15 protein-coding genes are annotated in these 21,485 nt (G+C 64.0%); 4 read left to right on the plus strand and 11 right to left on the minus strand.

The annotated features are described in order from the left end of the window. Positions 1-9 precede the first annotated feature (9 nt). Positions 10-1,371, minus strand: a complete 1,362-nt coding sequence (locus tag AACG97_RS26865) for an aspartate aminotransferase family protein (protein WP_054905163.1) — start codon at positions 1,369-1,371, stop codon at positions 10-12. A gap of 48 nt (positions 1,372-1,419) precedes the next feature. Next, a complete protein-coding gene (locus tag AACG97_RS26870) occupies positions 1,420-2,778 on the minus strand; it encodes a glutamine synthetase family protein (protein ID WP_009681719.1) in 1,359 nt (452 codons plus the stop codon). Positions 2,779-3,352: 574 nt separating this feature from the next. Between AACG97_RS26870 and AACG97_RS26875 the strand changes: the two genes are divergently transcribed. Then, on the plus strand, positions 3,353-4,729 hold the full coding sequence (locus AACG97_RS26875; protein WP_009681720.1) for a glutamine synthetase family protein: 1,377 nt from the start codon (positions 3,353-3,355) through the stop codon (positions 4,727-4,729). Positions 4,730-5,225: 496 nt separating this feature from the next. Here AACG97_RS26875 and argA read toward each other — a convergent pair whose 3' ends face one another. Both argA and argE read right to left on the minus strand, forming a co-directional pair. Next, positions 5,226-6,524 carry an amino-acid N-acetyltransferase gene (gene argA, locus AACG97_RS26880; RefSeq protein WP_029888017.1) on the minus strand — a complete coding sequence of 433 codons (1,299 nt, stop codon included), beginning with the start codon at positions 6,522-6,524 and terminating at the stop codon, positions 5,226-5,228. 124 nt (positions 6,525-6,648) lie between these two features. Then, the gene (gene argE, locus AACG97_RS26885; protein ID WP_115295046.1) at positions 6,649-7,791 is read right to left on the minus strand and encodes an acetylornithine deacetylase; all 1,143 of its coding nucleotides are present in this window, start codon (positions 7,789-7,791) and stop codon (positions 6,649-6,651) included. A 168-nt stretch (positions 7,792-7,959) separates the two neighbouring features. Between argE and AACG97_RS26890 the strand changes: the two genes are divergently transcribed. Further along, positions 7,960-9,327 (plus strand): CYTH domain-containing protein, encoded by a 1,368-nt coding sequence (locus AACG97_RS26890; RefSeq protein WP_029888015.1) that lies wholly within the window; start codon positions 7,960-7,962, stop codon positions 9,325-9,327. 134 nt (positions 9,328-9,461) lie between these two features. Here the strand turns inward: AACG97_RS26890 and AACG97_RS26895 are convergent, their stop codons facing one another. After that, a complete protein-coding gene (locus AACG97_RS26895; protein ID WP_009684126.1) occupies positions 9,462-9,935 on the minus strand; it encodes an Lrp/AsnC family transcriptional regulator in 474 nt (157 codons plus the stop codon). 378 nt (positions 9,936-10,313) lie between these two features. Between AACG97_RS26895 and AACG97_RS26900 the strand changes: the two genes are divergently transcribed. After that, positions 10,314-11,987 (plus strand): GspE/PulE family protein, encoded by a 1,674-nt coding sequence (locus tag AACG97_RS26900; RefSeq protein WP_029886239.1) that lies wholly within the window; start codon positions 10,314-10,316, stop codon positions 11,985-11,987. 86 nt (positions 11,988-12,073) lie between these two features. Next, complete coding sequence (locus AACG97_RS26905) at positions 12,074-12,388, plus strand: DUF2388 domain-containing protein (RefSeq protein ID WP_009684128.1); 315 nt, start codon at positions 12,074-12,076, stop codon at positions 12,386-12,388. A 46-nt stretch (positions 12,389-12,434) separates the two neighbouring features. Here AACG97_RS26905 and gcvP read toward each other — a convergent pair whose 3' ends face one another. The 6 genes from gcvP to AACG97_RS26935 all read right to left on the minus strand — a co-directional run bounded on the left by gcvP (position 12,435) and on the right by AACG97_RS26935 (position 21,483). Beyond that, positions 12,435-15,308 (minus strand): aminomethyl-transferring glycine dehydrogenase, encoded by a 2,874-nt coding sequence (gcvP, locus tag AACG97_RS26910; protein ID WP_115295050.1) that lies wholly within the window; start codon positions 15,306-15,308, stop codon positions 12,435-12,437. Positions 15,309-15,719: 411 nt separating this feature from the next. Further along, on the minus strand, positions 15,720-16,103 hold the full coding sequence (gene gcvH / locus AACG97_RS26915; RefSeq protein WP_009684130.1) for a glycine cleavage system protein GcvH: 384 nt from the start codon (positions 16,101-16,103) through the stop codon (positions 15,720-15,722). A 51-nt stretch (positions 16,104-16,154) separates the two neighbouring features. Continuing rightward, positions 16,155-17,237: a glycine cleavage system aminomethyltransferase GcvT gene (gene gcvT, locus AACG97_RS26920; RefSeq protein ID WP_197886406.1), complete on the minus strand. Its 1,083-nt coding sequence runs from the start codon at positions 17,235-17,237 to the stop codon at positions 16,155-16,157. A gap of 124 nt (positions 17,238-17,361) precedes the next feature. Further along, positions 17,362-18,984, minus strand: a complete 1,623-nt coding sequence (locus tag AACG97_RS26925) for an ABC transporter permease (RefSeq protein ID WP_047150144.1) — start codon at positions 18,982-18,984, stop codon at positions 17,362-17,364. A 162-nt stretch (positions 18,985-19,146) separates the two neighbouring features. Further along, positions 19,147-20,148, minus strand: coding sequence for an extracellular solute-binding protein (locus AACG97_RS26930; RefSeq protein ID WP_047150145.1), 1,002 nt, complete (start codon positions 20,146-20,148; stop codon positions 19,147-19,149). A gap of 117 nt (positions 20,149-20,265) precedes the next feature. Further along, positions 20,266-21,483, minus strand: coding sequence for a 2-octaprenyl-3-methyl-6-methoxy-1,4-benzoquinol hydroxylase (locus AACG97_RS26935; RefSeq protein ID WP_177333708.1), 1,218 nt, complete (start codon positions 21,481-21,483; stop codon positions 20,266-20,268). Between the last annotated feature and the right edge of the window lie 2 nt (positions 21,484-21,485).

Genomic DNA, 21,485 nt, shown 5'->3' on the forward strand with positions numbered 1-21,485 from the left:
AGCAAACGCTCACCGAATCGCTTCGAGTGTCAGGTCCAGGCATTTGCGCGCCTTTTCTACCAGCTCATCAATCTCTGCATGGCTGATCACCAGCGGCGGCGCGATGATCATGGTGTCACCCACAGCGCGCATGATCAGGCCGTTTTCGAAACAGAAGTTGCGGCAGATCATGCCCACACCCTTGCCTTCGTAACGGCTGCGGGTGGCCTTGTCCTTGACCAGCTCGATCGCGCCGAGCAGGCCCAGGCCGCGTACCTCGCCCACCAGCGGGTGGTCCTGCAGCTCACGCAAACGCTTTTGCAAATACGGTGCCGCTTCCGTGCGCGCCTTCTCGACGATGTGCTCGTCGCGCAGGATGCGCAGGTTTTCCAGGCCTACGGCGGCGGCCACCGGGTGGCCCGAATAGGTGAAACCGTGGTTGAACTCACCCCCTTCGCTGATGACCTTGGCCACGGTGTCCCGCACGATCACCCCGCCCATGGGGATGTACCCGGAGGTCAGGCCCTTGGCGATGGTCATCAGGTCGGGCTGCAGCCCGTAGTAGTCGGAACCGAACCACTCGCCGGTCCGGCCAAAACCGCAGATCACTTCGTCGGCGACGAACAGGATGTCGTAACGAGCCAGAATCTCCTTCACCTTCGGCCAGTAGGTCTCAGGCGGGATGATCACGCCGCCGGCCCCCTGGATGGGCTCGGCGATGAACGCAGCAACGTTGTCCTCGCCGACCTCCAGAATTTTCTGCTCCAGCTGTTCGGCAGCCCACACCCCGAATTCGTCCGCCGTCATGTCGCCGCCTTCGCCGAACCAGTACGGCTGCGGGATGTGCACGATGCCCGGAATCGGCAGGCCACCCTGCTCGTGCATGCCGCTCATGCCACCCAGGCTCGCGCCGGCGACGGTCGAACCGTGGTAACCGTTGATGCGGCTGATGATGGTCTGCTTCTGCGGCTTGCCCTGCAGCGCCCAGTAATGGCGGACCATACGCAGCACCGTGTCGTTGCCTTCGGAGCCGGAGCCGGTGAAGAACACATGGGTCATGCCTTGCGGCGCCACCTCGGTGATCGCCTTGGCCAGCTCCAGCGCCGGCGGGTGGGCGGTCTGGAAGAACAGGTTGTAGTACGGCAGTTCACGCATCTGCTTCTCTGCCGCCTGCACCAGCTCTTCGCGGCCATAGCCAACGGCCACGCACCACAGGCCGGCCATGCCATCGAGAATCTTGTGCCCCTCGCTGTCCCACAAATGCACACCCTGGGCCTTGGTGATGATGCGTGGCCCCTTCTCTTTCAGCTGCTTGTAGTCACTGAAAGGTGCCAGGTGATGCTCCCCGCTCAGGGCTTGCCATTCACGGGTTTGCGGGTTGTTGACGCTCATGGGCTTCTCCGTAGTTCGGCCGCCGCGCACCTGCGGCGCCAGGGTTGATCAGACAGCAAACAGCAGGAACTCACGCTCCCAGGAGCTGATTACACGTTTGAAGTTCTCGTGCTCGGCGCGCTTGGTGGCGACATAGCCGGTAATGAATTTCTTGCCCAGGTACTGCACCAGCGCACGGCTGTTCTCCATGCGCTCCAGGGCATCTTCGATGGTCAGCGGCAGGCGCAGGTTGCGCCGTTCGTAACCACGGCCCTGCACCGGCGCACTGGCTTCGATACCTTCGACCATGCCGATGTAGCCACACAGCAGGCTGGCGGCGATGGCCAGGTAGGGGTTGGCGTCAGCGCCCGGCAGGCGGTTCTCGACCCGGCGGCTCTGCGGGCCGGCATCCGGTACACGCAAACCGACGGTGCGGTTTTCTTCGCCCCACTCCACGTTGACCGGCGCCGATGTGTCGGGCAGGAAGCGGCGGAAGGAATTGACGTTGGGGGCGAACAGCGGCAGCGCCTCGGGGATGAACTTCTGCAAGCCGCCAATGTGGTGCAGGAACAGTTCGCTCATGCTGCCATCTGCATTGCTGAAGATGTTCTTGCCCGTGGCCACGTCGACCACGCTCTGGTGCAGGTGCATGGCACTGCCCGGCTCGCCGGTCATCGGCTTGGCCATGAAGGTGGCCGCCACGTTGTGCTTGAGCGCTGCTTCGCGCATGGTGCGCTTGAACACCAGGATCTGGTCAGCCAGGTGCAGGGCGTCGCCATGACGGAAGTTGATTTCCATCTGCGCCGTGCCGTCTTCGTGGATCAGCGTGTCGAGGTCCAGTTGCTGCAGCTCGCACCAGTCGTACACGTCTTCGAACAACGGGTCGAATTCGTTCGCCGCTTCGATCGAGAACGACTGTCGGCCGGTTTCCGGGCGACCGGAACGGCCTACCGGCGGCTGCAGCGGGAAGTCCGGGTCTTCACTGCGCTTGGTGAGGTAAAACTCCATTTCCGGCGCGACGATCGGCTGCCAGCCTTTGTCGGCGTAGAGCTTGAGCACTTTTTTCAGCACGTTGCGCGGCGACAGTTCGACCGGGTTGCCCTTCTTGTCGTAGGTGTCGTGGATCACCTGCGCGGTGGGCTCGATGGCCCACGGCACGAGGAACACGGCGTTTTCGTCAGGGCGGCAGATCATGTCGATGTCGGCCGGGTCGAGCAATTCGTAATAGATGTCGTCGTCGACGTAGTCGCCGGTCACGGTCTGCAGCAGCACGCTCTCGGGCAGGCGCATGCCCTTTTCGGCAATGAATTTGTTGGTAGGCGAAATCTTGCCGCGCGTGATGCCGGTCAGGTCACTGATCATGCATTCGACTTCGGTGATCTTGTGCTCTTTCAACCAATCGGTGAGCTGGTCGAGGTTGTTACTCATAAATACCTCAGGAGGTAAGGTGGTCCGCAACTTGATTCTGGATGGAGAAGATTGCTAAAGCAAAAACCCCCGCGCAGAGCCACAGTGGATACACTGAAATCAGCTGTGTCCGAAATGAGTTCAAAAGGCAGGAAGATGAAACGAAGGGCGGCAAGCCGCTGCGAGGGCAGGTCCGGGAACGCCAAACGTCAATTATTGCGGCCAGGGCGGCAGCAACAGCGACGCAGCTTGCATGAACGGCGGAGGTACCCGATGGCACTGCGCACGCAGTGCTTTCAGGTCGCGGCAAGCGGACCATGTGACCCTCGTATTATTGTGTTCTGGGTTGAGACCGAGCTTAGCCTTGTTCATTTTTTTACACAACACCCGCGTAAAAAATAAAACACGGCACGCTTGAGATAGCTCTTTACCGGGGAAATAGCGGATAATGCCATGCCCCGATTTGCAGCAAATCTGCCGTAGATGGGCCATTTCAGGGCATCATGGGGTTGGCTTGACATCAGTATGGCTTTTCGGTTGACTGGTCTTGCAAGCCCCCCTTGATTGATATTTTTAACAACAAAGGTGTTGCATCATGTCGGTACCCCCGCGTGCCGTTCAGCTTAACGAAGCGAACGCGTTCCTTAAGGAACATCCTGAGGTTCTCTACGTTGACCTTCTGATTGCAGATATGAATGGTGTGGTGCGCGGCAAGCGCATAGAGCGCACCAGCCTCCACAAGGTTTACGAGAAAGGCATCAACTTGCCGGCCTCCCTCTTCGCCCTCGACATCAACGGTTCCACCGTCGAAAGCACTGGCCTGGGCCTGGATATCGGCGATGCCGACCGCATCTGCTATCCGATCCCAGACACACTCTGTAACGAACCGTGGCAAAAGCGCCCCACTGCCCAGCTGCTGATGACCATGCACGAGCTGGAAGGCGAGCCGTTCTTCGCCGACCCGCGCGAAGTGCTGCGCCAGGTGGTGAGCAAGTTCACCGACATGGGCCTGACCATCTGCGCCGCGTTCGAGCTGGAGTTCTACCTGATCGACCAGGAGAACGTGAACGGCCGCCCACAGCCACCGCGCTCGCCAATCTCGGGCAAACGCCCGCAGTCGACCCAGGTGTACCTGATCGACGACCTCGACGAATATGCCGACTGCCTGCAGGACATCCTCGAAGGCGCAAAGGAACAAGGCATCCCGGCCGACGCCATCGTCAAGGAAAGCGCCCCGGCGCAGTTCGAAGTCAACCTGCACCACGTGCCAGACCCGCTCAAGGCCTGCGACTACGCGGTACTGCTCAAGCGCTTGATCAAGAACATTGCGTACGACCATGAAATGGACACCACCTTCATGGCCAAGCCCTACCCGGGCCAGGCAGGCAACGGCCTGCATGTACACATTTCCGTGCTGGACAAAGATGGCAACAACATCTTCACCAGCGAGGATCCCGAGCAGAACGCCGCGCTACGTCACGCTGTCGGCGGTGTGCTCGAGACCCTGCCAGCGTCCATGGCGTTCCTCTGCCCGAACGTCAACTCCTACCGCCGCTTCGGTGCGCAGTTCTACGTACCGAACGCGCCAAGCTGGGGCCTGGACAACCGTACCGTGGCATTGCGCGTACCGACCGGCTCGGCCGATGCTGTGCGCATCGAGCACCGCGTAGCCGGTGCCGACGCCAACCCGTACCTGATGATGGCTGCCGTGCTGGCGGGCGTGCACCATGGCCTGACCAACCAGATCGAGCCAGGCGCGCCGATCGAAGGCAACTCGTACGAGCAACTTGAGCAGAGCTTGCCGAACAACCTGCGCGATGCCTTGCGTGAGCTGGACGACAGCGAGATTCTGAACAAGTACATCGATCCGAAGTACATCGACATCTTCGTCGCGTGCAAGGAAAGCGAGCTGGAGGAGTTCGAACACTCGATCTCCGACCTCGAGTACAACTGGTACCTGCATACCGTGTAAACAAAACGCCGCCGCCAAGATGTTCTGTACACGCTGAGATTGCCGGGGCCGCTTTGCGGCCCTATCGCCGGCAAGCCAGCTCCCACAGGGATCGCCTTAGGGCTGACAGGTGTTTGCCACAAGGTATGGCAGCGCCTGTTAGAGCGAGCGCCGCCCGCGCGGCGCAATCGCGAGCTGCGCTCGCTCCTACGTTTGTTTCGGGCCAATTATTCCTGTGGGATTCGCGCGCGAACGCCTTGGTGCATGCCTCAATATCGCGCCGTACAAACAAGGCGGCCGCGTGCGCCTGTCACAGGCGTTACTGGCCCGAAACAAACGTAGGAGCGAGCGCAGCTCGCGATTGCGCCGCGCGGGCGGCGCTCGATCTCACAGGCGCTGAAGATGCTCCGGCTACCCTTGCCAGGAACCATAGAATCTCCCACAGGTACTGCACAACCTTCAGGGCTGGCGCTTTCCCTGTGGGAGCCGGCTTGCCGGCGATAGGGCCGGTACAGATTTACAAAGACTTCTCGAAAATCTTCGAATTACGCTGGTAGTTGTACAGCGATGCCCGCGCTGCCGGCAGCCGCTCCACGCCACTCGGCGCAAAGCCACGTTCGCGGAACCAGTGCGCCGTGCGCGTGGTAAGCACGAACAGGGTACTCAAGCCCATTTGCCGCGCACGGCTCTCGATACGCTCCAGCAATTCGTCGCCCCGCCCACCATGGCGGTACTCCGGGTTGACCGCGAGGCACGCCAGCTCGCCGGCCTCGGAATCGGCAATCGGGTACAGCGCCGCACAGGCGATGATCATGCCTTCGCGCTCGACCACACTGAATTGCTCGATCTCACGCTCCAGCACCTCGCGCGAGCGACGCACCAGGATGCCCTGCTCCTCCAGCGGGCTGATCAGGTCGAGCAAGCCACCGACGTCTTCGATGGTCGCCTCGCGCACCACCTCGAACTGCTCCTGCGATACCAGCGTGCCGCCCCCGCCGCGGGTGAACAGCTCGGTCAGCAGGGCGCCGTCTTCGGCATAACTGACGATGTGGCTACGCGCGACGCCGCCCTTGCAGGCTTCAGCCGCAGCATCCAGCAACTCGCCCTGGTAATCGCTGCCCAGGCGCTGCAGGTGCGGGGCCACCTGTTGTGGGCGCAGCTCGCGTATCAGCTTGCCGTCTGCGTCCAGCAAACCTGGCTCGGCGCCGAACAGCAGCAGCTTGTCGGCACCCAGGTCGATGGCCGCGCGGGTAGCTACGTCCTCGCAGGCCAGGTTGAAGATCTCCCCGGTGGGTGAGTAACCCAAGGGCGACAACAGCACGATGGAGCGCTCGTCGAGCAGGCGGCTGATGCCCTTGCGGTCGACCCGGCGCACTTCGCCGGTATGGTGGTAGTCCACCCCTTCGAGCACACCGATCGGCCGTGCGGTGACCAGGTTGCCGGACGCCACGCGCAGGCGAGAGCCCTGCATCGGCGAGGCCGCGATGTCCATCGACAGGCGCGCCTCGATGGCCAGGCGCAGGGCGCCGACGGCGTCGATCACGCAGTCCAGGGTGGCGGCATCGGTGATGCGCAGGCCGCGGTGGTAATGCGGCGTCAGGCCGCGCTCAGCCAGACGGCTTTCGATCTGCGGGCGCGAGCCGTGCACCAGTACCAGGCGCACGCCAAGGCTGTGCAGCAGGACCAGGTCGTGGACGATATTGCCGAAGTTGGGGTGCTCTACCCCATCGCCAGGCAGCATGACCACGAAGGTGCAGTCGCGATGGGCATTGATGTACGGGGAGGCATGACGCAGCCAGTTGACGTAATCGGGCATGACAGGGCCTGTGGATAAGTGGACGGAGAACGGCGATACACGGGGCGTTCAGGATCATCGTCGGAACAGGCTTGCGGTCACGCGCGGTCTCCTCTAGGCAGGAACGAATCAGTACGATTGACGTTTAGTGCAGGCAATAGTGCCGGATCAGGTCACGCAATAGACGCACGGTAGGCTCGATTCGTGACATTTCAAGGTATTCGCCAGGCTGGTGGGCGCAGGCGATGTCGCCGGGGCCCAACACGATGGTCTGGCAACCCAGCTGCTGAAGATAAGGTGCTTCGGTGCCGAACGCCACCGCTTCGGCGCGATGGCCGGTCAGGCGTTCGGCTACCTGCACCAGCTCGGCATCGGCCGCCTGCTCGAACGGCGGCACCTCCGGGAACAGCGGTGCGTAGTCGATACGGACCTCGTGGCGCTCGGCCAGCGGCTGCAGTTTCTCGCGGATGGCCGACCGCAACTGCTCGGCATCCATGCCCGGCAAAGGCCTAAGGTCGAACTCCAGTGCGCACTGGCCGCAGATACGGTTTGGGTTGTCGCCGCCGTGGATGCAGCCAAAGTTCATGGTCGGGGTGGGCACGCTGAACTGTGGGTTGCGGTAGGTTTGCTGCCATTGCTGGCGCAGGCCCATCAGCTCGCCCATGACCGCGTGCATGGCTTCCATGGCGCTGTGGCCCAGGCTTGGGTCCGAGGAATGGCCGCTGCGCCCCAGGATATCGATGCGCTCCATTAGGATGCCCTTGTGCATGCGGATCGGCCGCAGCCCGGTCGGTTCGCCGATCACCGCCGCTCGCCCCAACGGCTGGCCGGCCTCGGCCAGGGCGCGGGCACCAGACATGGAGCTTTCTTCGTCACAGGTGGCGAGGATCAGCAGGGGCTGCTTGAAATCGTGCTCCAGCAGCGGAATGACGGCTTCGATGATCAGGGCGAAGAACCCTTTCATGTCGCAGCTACCCAGGCCAACCCAGCGCCCGTCGGTTTCTGTCAGCTTCAGCGGGTCACTGCGCCACAGTTGTTCGTCGTAGGGCACGGTGTCGCTGTGCCCCGCCAGCACAAGGCCGCCCGGGCCGGTGCCGCGGCTGGCCAGCAGGTTGAACTTGCCGGGGGTAACCTGCTGAATGTCACACTGGAACCCCAGGTCGCCCAGCCAACCGGCCAGCAGCTCGATGACCTGGCGGTTGGACTGGTCCAGCGCTGGCTGGGTGCAACTGACCGAAGGCGCGGCGATCAAGGCGGCAAACTGGTCTTTCAGCGTCGGCAACGGCATGCGCGTACTCCTGGGAAGCGTTGCCCATCATAACAATGCCTATCGTTCCCAAGGCAAGCGTGTGGGTTTCTTCGCGGGCGAGCCCGCGAAGAAACCACCGCGACCCGACAGAGCGCGGCCGACTGCTGTAAACTCCTTGCCAACCACGCCCCCTCCTTCGAGTCTGTGATGCACAAAGAAACCGAACTCAAGCTACGCGCCAGCCGCGAGACCCTTGCCGCCCTGCGCGAGCACCCTCTGCTGAAAAAGCGCAACAAGTCCGGCTGGCAGACCCGCGAACTGACCAACCAGTACTTCGACACTGCCGAGCGTGAGCTGTCTGCTGCCCGCGTGGCCCTGCGCCTGCGTCGCGATGGCGATGTGGTCATCCAGACCCTCAAGTGCCGCGGCCAAAGCGTAGCGGGCCTGTCGGAGCGCAATGAGTACGAGTGGAACCTGGACAAGCCCAAGCTGGACCTGAAAAAGCTCGATGCCACCTGCTGGCCCGAACAACTGGCCGGCCTGGACAAAAAGACCATCAAGCCACTGTTCACCACGGACTTCACCCGCGAGTTCGCCGAAATCGCCTGGGGCCGTGGCAAAAGCAAGGTGGTGATCGAGGCCGCGCTGGACCAAGGCTTCGTGGTCGCCGGCAAGCGCAAGGAAGCCATCTGCGAGCTGGAACTGGAGCTGCGCGAAGGTGAGCCGCAGGCACTGCTGGAACTGGCCGCCGAGCTGGCCGCCAGCCTGCCGTTGATGCCGTGCGACATCAGCAAGGCCGAGCGCGGCTACCGCCTGCTGGAGCCAGACAGCTATGAGCTGGGCCTGCCAGGGGCCGAGCTGGACGCGGAAATGGCCGTGGACGACGCCTACGCCGCCTTGGCCTGGCAACTGCTGGGCAGCAGCCAGCGCCTGGCCGAGCAGTACCGCCACAATGGCCACTGGCGCCTGTTGCAGGACTGGGTCGAGTGCCTGAGCGAACTGCGTGCGTTGACCGCCAGCCTGGGCCAGGCCGCACCGCGTGCCGCTACCCGTGAACTGCGCAGCAGCCTCGACGCCCTGCTGGAAGACTGGCGCCCGCTGGTGCAGGCCGGTAACGACGACGAAGACATCCGCCGCGCCGCGCCCGAGCAGTTTGCCGAAGAGCTGGAAGACGTGCGCTGGGGCCAGTTCTCCCTGGAAACCTCACGCTGGCTGCTGGCCCGCACCTGGACAGTGGAACGCAAGGGCCGTGGCGAACGCCAGGGCAAGGCGCAGCTGGCCAGCTGGATGGGCCATTTGCTGGGTGAAGAAGGCCGTGCACTGAAGCTGCCGCTGTACACCCAGCGCCCCGAAGACCTGGCTGAGCAGCTGCCGCGGATCGAACAATTGCTGGCCTGGCTGCACCACGCCCGCCAGGTGCTGGAAGCACCGCAGATGGACCGCCTGTATGGCGACCTGAAGAAGCTGCACGAGCTGGCCGAACTGCCGATCAGCGATGAAGTGCTGGAAGCACGCATCGACCAGGCTCGGGCAGTCGACCAGAGCCGTGGCTGGAAGCATCTGCTCAAGGCCTGATGCGGCCCTGTAGGAGCGGCCTTGCGTCGCGAAAGGGGTGCGAAGCGCCCCCGGGATCTGCGCTTCAAGCAGATACTGCCGGGGCCGCTTTGCGGCCCTTTCGCGACGCAAGGCCGCTCCTACAAGGGACCACGTCAGCGGGTCCGCAGCGGCAGGCTTGTAGTGGACTTGATCTCTGAAAGCGCCACAATCGAGTTCACTTCCTGAATCCCCGGCACGTTCGACAGCTTTTCGAAGAAGAACCGCTCATAGGCCTCGATATCCGAGGTAACGATGCGCAGCAAAAAATCCACCGCGCCCATCAGCACATAGCATTCCAGCACCTCCGGGAAGCCGCGAATGGCCTCGGTGAATTCGGTAAAGTTGGAGCGCCCGTGGGCATTGAGCTTCACCTCGGCGAATATCTGGGTGTTCAAGCCGATCTTCTTGCGGTCGAGCAAGGTCACCTGCCCACGAATCACCCCCTCGTCCTTCAAACGCTGGATACGCCGCCAGCACGGCGACTGTGACAGCCCCACACGCTCGGCAATCTGCGCGCTGGAAAGCGAAGCGTCCTCTTGCAGCAGTTCAAGAATGCGCCGATCGTAGGCGTCCAGCTCGCTATGCATTGCTGTTTCTCCATAGTGGGTGCTGACGAATTGCTCAATTCGGTAGCCAAGCAAAATGGTCAAATCATAGCGAATAAAGGCTGCCTTATGCCTGTCAGTTAAGCGTTACTGGGGCTGCTTTGCAGCCCTTCGCGGGCACGCCCGCTCCCACACGTTAGGCGCTGAACTCAAGAAATGCGCGATCCCCTGTGGGAGCGGGCGTGCCCGCGAAGGGTCGCAAAGCGGCCCCAAATTACTTAACTGACTGGCATTGGCCTATAGCCTCGCGGAATGCCTCTACACCGTACGTGTAAAACCCCGAAACCCTTCCCCCGTGATGCCAGCGCCCCGCCCGGCTAGCCTGATCGGCACATTCCCGATCAGGCACGGACGCCCAGCATGCATAGCCCCCACACAATGACCCTCGACCTTGAACACGTGCTCGCCGCCCTGGTCGCCGACCAGCACCTGCACGCCAACGACGCCGAGCACGTGCTCGACAACGCCGCCGCCCACCCCGCTTGCCATCCGCTCGAACAGATCGCCGCCTGCAGCCTGGAACACCGCCAACAGCCTGGCCAGCAGCTGGACCTTGAGCACCTTTGCCAATGGCTGGCCCGCAAGGTCGGCCAGCCTTACCTGCGCATCGACCCCATGCAGCTCGACCTGCCCCAGGTCAGCGGCCTGATCGCACCGGCCTTCGCCCAGCGCCACGGCATCCTCATCGTCGCAGCCGACGCCCTCGGCGTTACCGTCGCCAGTGCCGAGCCCTACCAGAACGACTGGCAGGCCGACCTGGCCCGCAGCCTGGGCCGGCCGATTCGCCGGGTGCTGGCCAGCCCGTTGCAGATCCGCCAGGCAGGGCAGTCGTTCGAGCACCTCGCCCAGTCGGTAAAAGGCGCGCAATACCAGCAGGCCGCCGGCCTGGGCGAACTCGAGCAACTGCTGGAACTGGGCAAGCGCCAGGCCGAAGCCAGCGCCGACGACGCGCACATCGTGCACATCGTCGACTGGTTGCTGCAGTACGCTATCGAACAACGTGCCAGCGACATTCACCTGGAACCCCGCCGCGATCAGGGCCAGTTGCGCTACCGCATCGACGGCCTGCTGCATAACGTGTACGCCTTTCCTGCCGGCGTAACCTTGGCACTGGTCAGCCGCCTCAAGCACCTGGGGCGCATGGATGTGGCGCAAAAGCGCCGGCCGCAGGACGGCCGCCTGCACAGCCGCCTGCCCGGCGGCGGTGAGGTCGAGCTACGGCTGTCGACCCTGCCAACCGCCTACGGCGAAAAGCTGGTGCTGCGCCTGTTCGACCCGCAGCAACTGCACGAGGGCTTCGACCGCCTCGGCCTGCAAGGCCAGCAACTGGCCCAGTGGCAGCGCCTGCTGGGCAAGCGCCAGGGCATCATCCTGGTGACGGGCCCCACCGGCTCCGGCAAGACCAGCACGCTGTATACCAGCCTCAAGCTATTGGCCACGCCACAGGTCAACCTGTGCACCATCGAAGACCCCATCGAGCGCCTGGAGCCGGCGTTCAACCAGTTGCAGGTGCAGCCCGCCCTGGACCTTGGTTTTGCCGCCGGGGTACGCGCCCTGCTGCGTCAGGACCCGGACATCATCATGATCGGCGAAATTCGCGACCGCGAAACGGCCCTGGTGGCTGTACAGGCCGCACTGACCGGGCATTTGGTGCTGTCTACCCTGCACACCAACGATGCCTGCGCGGCCATCACCCGCCTGCAGGAACTGGGCGTGGCCGACTACCTGATCAAGGCGACGCTGGTCGGCGTCATGGCCCAGCGCCTGGTACGCACCCTGTGCCCGGACTGCCAAGCGAATACCTGCGCCCACTGCCGTACCTGCCGAGGCACCGGCTTTCATGGCCGCACCGGTTTATTTGAACTGCTCGAGCCCAGCGACCAGCTGCGCGCGCTGATCGGCCGGGATGCCGACCTGACCATTCTGCGGCAACAGGCCCGGGCCGATGGCCTGGTGGACCTTCGCCGTTGTGGCGAGGCCAAGGTGACCACTGGGCAGACCTGCATGCATGAGGTGCTGCGCGTCTGCGGCTGACGAAAAGCCCCGGCATTCAGGAACTTGCCCCATTGGAAAAGATCCAACGGCGCATCTTCAACCCCCACCCTTCGAGGTGTTTCAACATGCGTCTCAAAACTGCCGTTGCCGCCGCTGCCCTGCTCTCGCTGCCTATGGGCTCGGCCATGGCTGATACCTTTTGGCGTAACGTGATTTCTTCCGGGGCAACGACTGGTTCGACCTACCTGACGTCGCGGGACCACAAGCTTGTCCTCGCCGCGCAGGACGACGCCAGCAGCTTCGTTGCCAGCGAAGGTGCGATTCGTGGGCCGTTCCTGGAAGCCGCCATGCACCAGGCGCGGGCCGAGAACCCGGGGCTGCAGGCCTCGGACATGGAGCTGGCCAATGCCATCCTGGCCAAGAATGCGGTAGCCGAGTAAAACCCCGGGGCGCGCGCTGCGCGCCCAATCGGTCACCCCTGCGCTATCAGCGATAAGCCTCCACCGGCACACAGGCACAGAACAGGTTGCGGTCCCCATACACGTTGTCGACCCGGTTAACCGCCGGCCAGTACTTGTGTTGGCGCACATGCGCAACCGGCGCCACCGCCTGCTCCAGGCTGTAGGGCCTGTCCCATATACCCAGGACATCGGCCAAGGTATGCGGCGCATGCCTGAGCGGGCTGTTCTCTGCCGGCCACTTGCCATCCTGAACGTCCGCGATCTCCGCGCGAATTGCCAGCATCGCTTCGATAAAGCGGTCCAGCTCGGCCTTGGACTCACTTTCGGTCGGTTCCACCATCAGCGTACCCGGCACCGGGAACGACATGGTCGGTGCATGGAAGCCGTAGTCCATCAGGCGCTTCGCCACGTCCTCCTCGCTGATGCCCGTCAGCGCCTTCAACGGCCGCAGATCGAGTATGCACTCATGCGCCACGCGCTGGTTACGCCCGCGGTAGAGCACCGGGAAGGCTCCAGCCAGCTGGCTGGCCAGGTAGTTGGCAGAGAGGATCGCCACCTCGCTGGCGTCCGCCAGTTGCGGGCCCATCATGGCAATGTACATCCAGCTGATCGGCAGAATGCTGGCGCTGCCCCAGGGCGCAGCGCTGACCGCACTGTTGCTCGGATCCAGGCCGGGGACCGGTACCACCGGGTGGCTGGCGACGAAGGGTTGCAGATGAGCGCGAACACCGATCGGCCCCATGCCCGGACCACCACCGCCGTGGGGGATGCAGAAGGTCTTGTGCAGGTTCATGTGCGACACATCGGCACCGATGTCGGCAGGGCGCGCCAACCCCACCTGGGCATTGAGGTTGGCGCCGTCCATGTACACCTGGCCGCCGTGCTGGTGCACCACGTCACAGATTTCGCGAATGCCCTCTTCGTACACGCCGTGGGTTGAGGGGTAGGTGATCATCAGGCACGACAGGCGCTCACCGGCTGCACCGGCCTTGGCCTTGAGGTCTGCCAGGTCGACGTTGCCGCCCTGATCGCAATCGACTATCACCACCTCCATGCCGGCCATCTGTGCCGACGCCGGGTTGGTGCCGTGGGCCGACGACGGGATCAGGCACAAGGTACGCTGCGGTTGCTGGCAGCTGCGGTGGTAGCGGGTAATCGCCATCAGGCCAGCGTACTCACCCTGGGCCCCGGAGTTGGGCTGCATGCAGATGGCATCGAAGCCGGTAATGGTGCACAGCCAGCTTTCCAGCTCGTCGATCATCGCCTTGTACCCGACGGCCTGCCCCGCCGGGGCGAACGGGTGCAGCTGAGCGAAAGCAGGCCAGGTGATCGGGATCATCTCGCTGGTAGCATTGAGCTTCATGGTGCAGGAGCCCAGCGGAATCATCGACTGGTTCAGCGCCAGGTCCTTGTTCTCCAGCTGCTTGAGGTAGCGCAGCATCTCGGTTTCGCTGTGATGCAGGTTGAACACCGGGTGGGCAAGGAACGGCGAATGCCGCACCAGGCTGGGCGGAATGCCTTCGGCCAGGGCCGACTGGTCAAGCGCGGCGATGTCCAGCCCGTGGTCAACCCCCACGAAAATGTCCAACAGGCGCAGCACTGTCTGCTCGTTGCAGGTTTCATCCAGGCTCACGCCCAGGTGGCCGCGGCCCAGTATGCGCAGGTTGACCTGTGCGGCTTCAGCGCTCTCGATGATGGCTGCCTGTGCGCCACCCACGTCGAGGGTAAGGGTGTCGAAGAAGTGCTGGTTGAGGCGCTTGATGCCTTTGGCCGCAAGGCCGGCCGCCAGAATGACCGTCAGCCGGTGCACGCGCTGGGCAATGCGCTGAAGGCCTTGCGGGCCGTGGTAGACCGCGTAGAAGCCGGCGATGTTGGCCAGCAGCACCTGCGCCGTGCAGATGTTGGAGTTGGCTTTTTCACGGCGGATATGCTGCTCGCGGGTTTGCAGGGCCATGCGCAGCGCGGTGTTGCCACGGGCATCACGCGACACGCCGATGATGCGCCCGGGCATGGCCCGCTTGTAATCGTCGCGGCAGGCGAAATACGCCGCATGTGGCCCGCCGTAACCCATCGGTACACCAAAGCGCTGGCTGGAACCCAACACCACATCGGCGCCCAGCTCGCCGGGCGGCGTGAGCAGTACCAGGCTGAGCAGGTCGGCAGCCACGCAGGCCAGGGCGTGCTGGCCATGCAAGTGCTCGATCAGCGGGCGCAGGTCGCGCACCTCGCCGTGGGTATCGGGGTACTGCAGCAAGGCGCCGAATACCGCATGCGTGTTCAGCTTATCCACAGAGTCGATGATCAGTTCGAAGCCGAAGCCTTCGGCGCGGGTCTTGAGCACTGACAGGGTTTGCGGGTGGCAGTGCTCATCGGCGAAGAATGCATTGCTCTTGCTGCGCGCCACGCGCTTGGCCAGGGCCATGGCCTCGGCGGCGGCAGTCGCCTCGTCCAGCAGCGAGGCGTTGGCCAGGGCCAGCCCGGTCAGGTCGATGACCATCTGCTGGTAGTTCAGCAGCGCCTCCAGCCGGCCCTGGGCTATTTCGGGCTGGTAAGGCGTGTAGGCGGTGTACCAGCCGGGGTTTTCCAGCACGTTGCGCAGGATGACCGTGGGGGTGATGGTGCCGTGGTAGCCCATGCCGATCAGGCTGGTCCATACCTGGTTTTGCGCAGCATAACCCGCGAGTTTGGCCAAGGCCGCCTGCTCGTCGAGTGCCGGTGGCAGGTCGAGGGGGCGCTGCAGGCGGATGCCTGGCGGAACGGTTTGCTCGATCAGCTCGGCGCGGCTCGCCACGCCCAGTGCATTGAGCATGGCCTGCTGCTCGGCGGCATCCGGGCCCAGGTGGCGACGCAGGAACGGGTTGAGCTCTTGCAGTTGATGCAGGGACGGCGACTGGGACATGACCACGCTCTCTTCCTGGAACAGCTCTCATGGAGACTACAAGTCTAGGAAGGGATTGCCGGTTGTGCGGGGAAACTTGTTTGGTCAGTACCGGCCCTATCGCCGGCAAGCCGGCTCCCACAGGGATCGCATCAGGGCTGACAGATGTTTGTCAGAAGACATGCAGCGCCTGTGAGAGCTAGCGCCGCCCGCGCGGCGCATGCCTCATTATCGCGCGGTACAAACAAGGCGGTCGCGCGCACGTGGCACAGGGGTTACTGGCCCAAAACAAACGTAGGAGCGAGCGCAGCTCGCGATGCGCCGCGCGGGCGGCGCTCGATCTCACTGGCACTGCATATCTTGTGGCGACCACCTGTCAGCCCTGATGCAATCTCTGTGGGAGCTGGCTTGCCGGCGATCAGGCCTGAAGCCTTATTCGCCGATAGCGGCCTTGTAACCAGCAGCATCCAGCAGCTTGTCCAGCTCGGCCTTGTCGCTTGGCTTGAGCTTGAAGATCCACGCCCCGTAAGGCTCTTCGTTGAGCTGCTCCGGGCTGTCAGCCAGCTCTTCGTTCACCGCGATCACTTCGCCACCCACCGGGGCATAGATGTCCGAAGCGGCCTTGACCGACTCGACCACACCGGCAGCGTCGCCCGCGGCGAACACCTTGCCGACTTCGGCAAGCTCGACGAACACCACGTCACCCAAGGCCTCCTGGGCGTGGTCGCTGATGCCCACGGTGACGCTGCCGTCAGCTTCCAGGCGGGCCCACTCGTGGCTTTCGGCGAAACGCAGTTCGGCGGGGATATTGCTCATGTCTTGAATTCCTCGATTGGCTCAGCGGTACGCCCGCCGGTAAATAATGGTTCAGATCAGGATCTTGCCGTGGCGCACGAAGGTCGGTTTGACCACCCGCACCGGGTACCACTTGCCGCGAATTTCCACCTCGGCCCGGTCACCAGTGGCCATGGGCACGCGCGCCAAGGCAATGGACTTGCTCAGCGTAGGCGAGAAACTACCACTGGTGATCTCCCCTTCGCCAATACCGGCGACACGCACGACCTGATGGGCGCGCAGCACGCCGCGCTCTTCCAGTACCAGGCCGACCAGTTTTTCCTGCACACCGTGCTCGATTTCCGCCAACAGGGCAGCGCGGCCAATGAAGTCACGCTCGGCAGGCTCCCAGGCAATGCTCCAGCCCAGGTTGGAGGTAAGCGGGGTGTGCTGCTCGTCAATGTCCTGGCCGTACAGGTTCATGCCGGCTTCCAGGCGCAGGGTGTCGCGGGCGCCAAGGCCGCTGGGGGCGATGCCAGCACCCACCAGGTCGTTGAAGAAGCCCACGGCCTGGTCGCCAGGGAAGATGATCTCGAGGCCGTCTTCACCGGTATAACCGGTGCGGGCAATGAACCAGTCGCCTTCGGCAAAGCCCTCGAATGGGCGCAGTTCGCGGATCAGCGCGGCACGCGCGGCGCTAAGCAGGGGCGCAACCTTTTCTCGGGCACGCGGGCCCTGGATGGCAAGGATGGCCAGGTCGGGGCGGACCTTGAAGTGCACGGCAAAACCGTCACGCTGCTGCTGCAGCCAGCCCAGCACCTTGGCGCGGGTAGCGGCGTTGGTGACCAGGCGATAGCCATGTTCCGTACGGTATACGATCAGGTCGTCGATCACTCCGCCCTGCGCCTGCAGCAGCGGACTGTATAGCGCTTTGCCAGTGTCGCCGAGGCGGGCCACATCGTTGGCCAGCAGGCGCTGCAGCCAGGCGGTGGCATCGCTACCATCGACATCGATCACAGTCATGTGGGAGACATCGAACACCCCGCAATCGCTGCGCACCTGATGGTGCTCCTCGACCTGCGAGCCATAGTGCAGGGGCATGTCCCAGCCACCGAAATCGACCGTTTTGGCGCCTAGCGCCAGGTGCAGGTCGTACAAAAGCGTGCGCTGTCCCATGGGTTTCTCCTTCCGGGCGTGGCGAAGCGGCGGCGGTCGATGACGTTGCGCGTCAGCTCTTGTTGTTTGACACCCGCCGCGCGAATGCCGCGCATTGTAGCCGCAAGCCCGCGCGCTGGCACCCTCAGTGACCGTGGCCGGGTCGACGGGCCGAACGGCGGATCAGGCCGATGACCGGCAACAGGCCCACCAGCACCAGCGTCAGGGCGGGCAACGACGCTCGCGCCCATTCGCCTTCACTGGTCATCTCGAAAACCCGCACAGCAAGCGTGTCCCAGCCGAACGGCCGCATCAGCAAGGTGGCCGGCATTTCCTTGAGTACGTCGACAAACACCAACAAGGCGGCGCTGAGGGCGCCAGGCAGCAACAGCGGCAGGTAGACCTTGAGGAACAACCTGGCACCGCCGACACCCAGGCTGCGTGAAGCCTCGGGCAAAGAAGGCCGAATGCGCTCCAGGCTGCTTTCCAGTGGCCCGTAAGCTACGGCGATAAAGCGCACCAGGTAAGCCAGCAGCAAGGCCGACAGGCTGCCCAGCAGCAACGGTTTGCCGGCCCCGCCCAACCAGCCGGACAACGGGATGACCAGCTGGTTGTCCAGGTAACTGAAGGCCAGCATGATCGACACCGCCAACACCGAACCGGGCAAGGCATAGCCCAGGTTGGCCAGGCCGACCCCGGCGCGTATGCCGGCGCTCGGCGCCTGGCGTCGGGCGAAGGCCAGCAGCAATGCTGCGCTCACGGTGAGCAGCGCGGCCATGGCGCCCAGGTACAAGGTGTGCGACACCAGGCCGACATAGCGCTCGTCCAGGTCATGCCGCCCGCGCTGCCAGAACCACACCAGCAGTTGCAGCAGCGGGATGACGAAGGCGCAGGCGAACACCAGCAGGCACCAGCCGCTGGCCAGCAACGCCTTCAGCCCGCGCAAGCGGTACAGCGCCTGCCCGCGTGGCCGCTCGTTGCCACTGCGGCTGGCGCCGCGGGCACGGCGCTCGCCGTACAGCACCAGCATCACCGCCAGCAGCAAAAGGCTGGCCAGCTGGGCTGCGCTGGACAGGCTGAAAAACCCGTACCAGGTCTTGTAGATGGCTGTGGTGAAGGTGTCGAAATTGAACACCGCCACCGCGCCGAAATCGGCCAGGGTTTCCATCAGCGCCAGGGCGACACCGGCGCCGATCGCCGGCCGCGCCATGGGCAGCGCCACCCGCCAGAAGGCCTGCAAGGGTGATAACCCAAGCACCCGCGCGGCCTCCATCAAGCCTTTGCCCTGTGCCAGGAACGCCGTGCGCGCCAGCAGGTAGACATAGGGGTAGAACACCAGCACCAGCACGATGATGACCCCGCCGGTAGAGCGCACCCGGGGCAGGCGCATGGGGCCGAATACCTCGCGCAGTGCGGTCTGCACCGGGCCCGCGAAGTCCAGCAGGCCGACGAACACGAAAGCCAGCACATAGGCGGGTATGGCGAACGGCAACATCAGCGCCCAGTCCAGCCAGCGCCGGCCGGGGAACTCACAGAGGCTGGTGAGCCAGGCCAGGCTGACGCCCAGCACGGTGACGCCGATGCCCACCCCCAGAACCAGCGTCAGGGTGTTACCCAGCAGGCGGCTCATCTGGGTGTCGAGCAGGTGCGACCAGATCTGCACGTCTATGGATTGCCACGACAGCAGCAGCACGCTGAGGGGCAGGAGCACCAGGGCAGCGATCAGCGATACCGGCAAGTACCAGCGGCGTTGGGGGGTGTGGGACAAGGTGAATGTCTCTATGGCTGGTTTGCGACCGCTTTGCGGTCGTTCGCGGGCTCGCCCGCTCCCACAGGGACTGCCCAAATCTCAAGGGCAGTGCAGATCCTGTGGGAGCGGGCGAGCCCGCGAAGAGGCCCTTTCAGGCCCCGAGAGGATAAAGCCCGGCGCTTAATTCCAGCCAGCCCGATCCATCAGGCGGATGGCTTCAGCCTGGCGTTTGCCGGCAATTTCCACCGGAATGCTGTCTGCCTTGAAGCTGCCCCACGCTGCCACCTCTTCCGATGGCCTGACCTTCGGGTTGGCCGGGAATTCCTGGTTGATGTCGGCGAACAGTTTCTGCGCTTCTTCACCCGTCATCCACTCCACCAGCTTGGTCGCCGCCTCGGGGTGCGGTGCATGTTTGGTCAGGCCAATGCCCGACAGGTTCACGTGCACGCCACGGTCGCCCTGGTTGGGCCAGAAGAGCTTCACCGGCAACTGCGGGTTCTGCTTGTGCAGGCGGCCGTAGTAGTAGGTGTTGACGATGCCCACGTCGCACTGGCCGGCCTCGATGGCCTGGATCACCGCGTTGTCGTCGGAGAACACATCGGTGGACAGGTTGTTGACCCAGCCTTTGACGATTTGCTCGGTCTTCGCCTCGCCATGGGTTTCGATCAGGGTGGCGGTCAGCGACTGGTTGTAGACCTTTTTCGCCGTGCGCAGGCACAGGCGGCCTTCCCATTGCTTGTCGGCCAGGGCCTCGTAGGTGCTCAACTCTGCCGGTTTGACCCGCTCGCTGGAGTAGACGATGGTGCGCGCGCGCAAGCTGAGGCCGGTCCAGTCATGGGACGAGGCGCGGTACTGCGGCGGAATGTTCTGGTCGATGGTGGCGGACTTGATCGGCTGCAGGATGCCCATTTGCTCGGCCTGCCACAGGTTGCCGGCATCGACGGTCAGCAGCAGGTCGGCCACGCCATTGTCGCCCTCGGCCTTGATGCGCTGCATCAGCGGCGCTTCCTTGTCGGTGATGAACTTGATCTTGACGCCGGTTTTGGCGGTATAGGCATCGAACACCGGCTTGATCAGCTCATCGATGCGCGAGGAGTACACCACCACTTCTTCCGCTGCCTGGGCGGTGCCGCCGAACAAAGTCAGGGCCAGGGCGGCCAGTAGGGGCTTGCGTGGCAACATGGAAAGCGCTCCTCGGAAGGTATGAGAGGCGCAAATGGTAGTGAATCCCATTTTCTTGCTCATCCTTTGAGCCGTTACCGGATGTTGCAGAGGGGCCGCAAAGCGGCCCCGGCCATCTCAAGCCCTGGCCAATTCCGGCAAATCCCCGGACAGCCCCAACGCCTGGCGCACGAACATCGCCTTGGCTTCGGGCATCTGCTGCACCAGCTTCAGCCCACTGTTGCGCAACCAGCGCAACGGCAGCGGGTTGGCCTGGAACAACCGCTCGAACCCTTCCATCGCCGCCATCAGCGCCAGGTTATGCGGCATGCGCCGGCGCTCGTAACGGCTCAGTACCTTCACATCCGCCAGCCGTTCGCCACGCTCGCAGGCCTTGCCCAGTACGTCGGCCAGCACCGCCGCATCCAGAAACCCCAGGTTGACGCCCTGCCCGGCCAAGGGGTGGATGGTGTGGGCCGCATCACCCACCAACGCCAGGCCGTGCTCCACGTAGCGCTTGGCGTGACGCTGACGCAGCGGTACACACACACGTGGGTCGGCCTGCAACACGCTCCCCAGGCGCCCCTCGAAGGCCCGCTCCAGGGCCTGCACGAAGGCAGCGTCATCCAGCGCCATCAACCGCTCGGCCTGCTCCGGCGTGGTCGACCAGACGATCGAGCACCAGTCTTGCTGGCCACCTCGGGTCAACGGCAGGAAGGCCAGCGGCCCCTCATCGGTGAAGCGCTGCCAGGCTGTGGCCTGGTGCCCGGCGCTGCAACGCACGCTGGTCACGATGGCGTGGTGCAGGTAATCCCATTCGCGGGTGTCGCAACCGGCCAGCCGCCGCACGGCCGAATGGGCGCCATCGGCCGCGACCACCAGCGGCGCGCGCAGGCGCCGGCCATCGGCCAGGGTCAGCAGCCAGTCATCGCCAGAGCGGCGCAGTTGTTCCAGCCGCGCGTTGGCCAGCAGGCCGACATCGCTGTCGTGCAGGCGCTCCAGCAGGCTGTCCTGCACCACGCGGTTCTCGACGATATGGCCGAGCACCTGGGCGTGCACGCTGGCGGCCGAAAAGTGGATCTGCCCGGTGCCGCTGCCGTCCCACACATGCATGTCGGAATACGGCGTGGCACGCCGCTGGGCAATGCCTTCCCAGGCACCGAGGCGTTCGAGAATGCGCTGGCTGGCGGCCGACAATGCGCTGACACGCGGTTCGAACGGAGCCTGGGCATCGAACGGCTTGACCGTCAGCGGGCCGCCGTCGAGCAAGAGGATTTGCAAGCCACTGTGGCGTAACGCCAGGGCCAGGGCGCTGCCGACCATACCGGCACCGACAATCAACAGATCTGCGCGCATTT

Origin of the sequence: Pseudomonas sp. Nvir (genome assembly GCF_963778085.1) — a bacterium.
Taxonomy (GTDB): domain Bacteria; phylum Pseudomonadota; class Gammaproteobacteria; order Pseudomonadales; family Pseudomonadaceae; genus Aquipseudomonas; species Aquipseudomonas juntendi.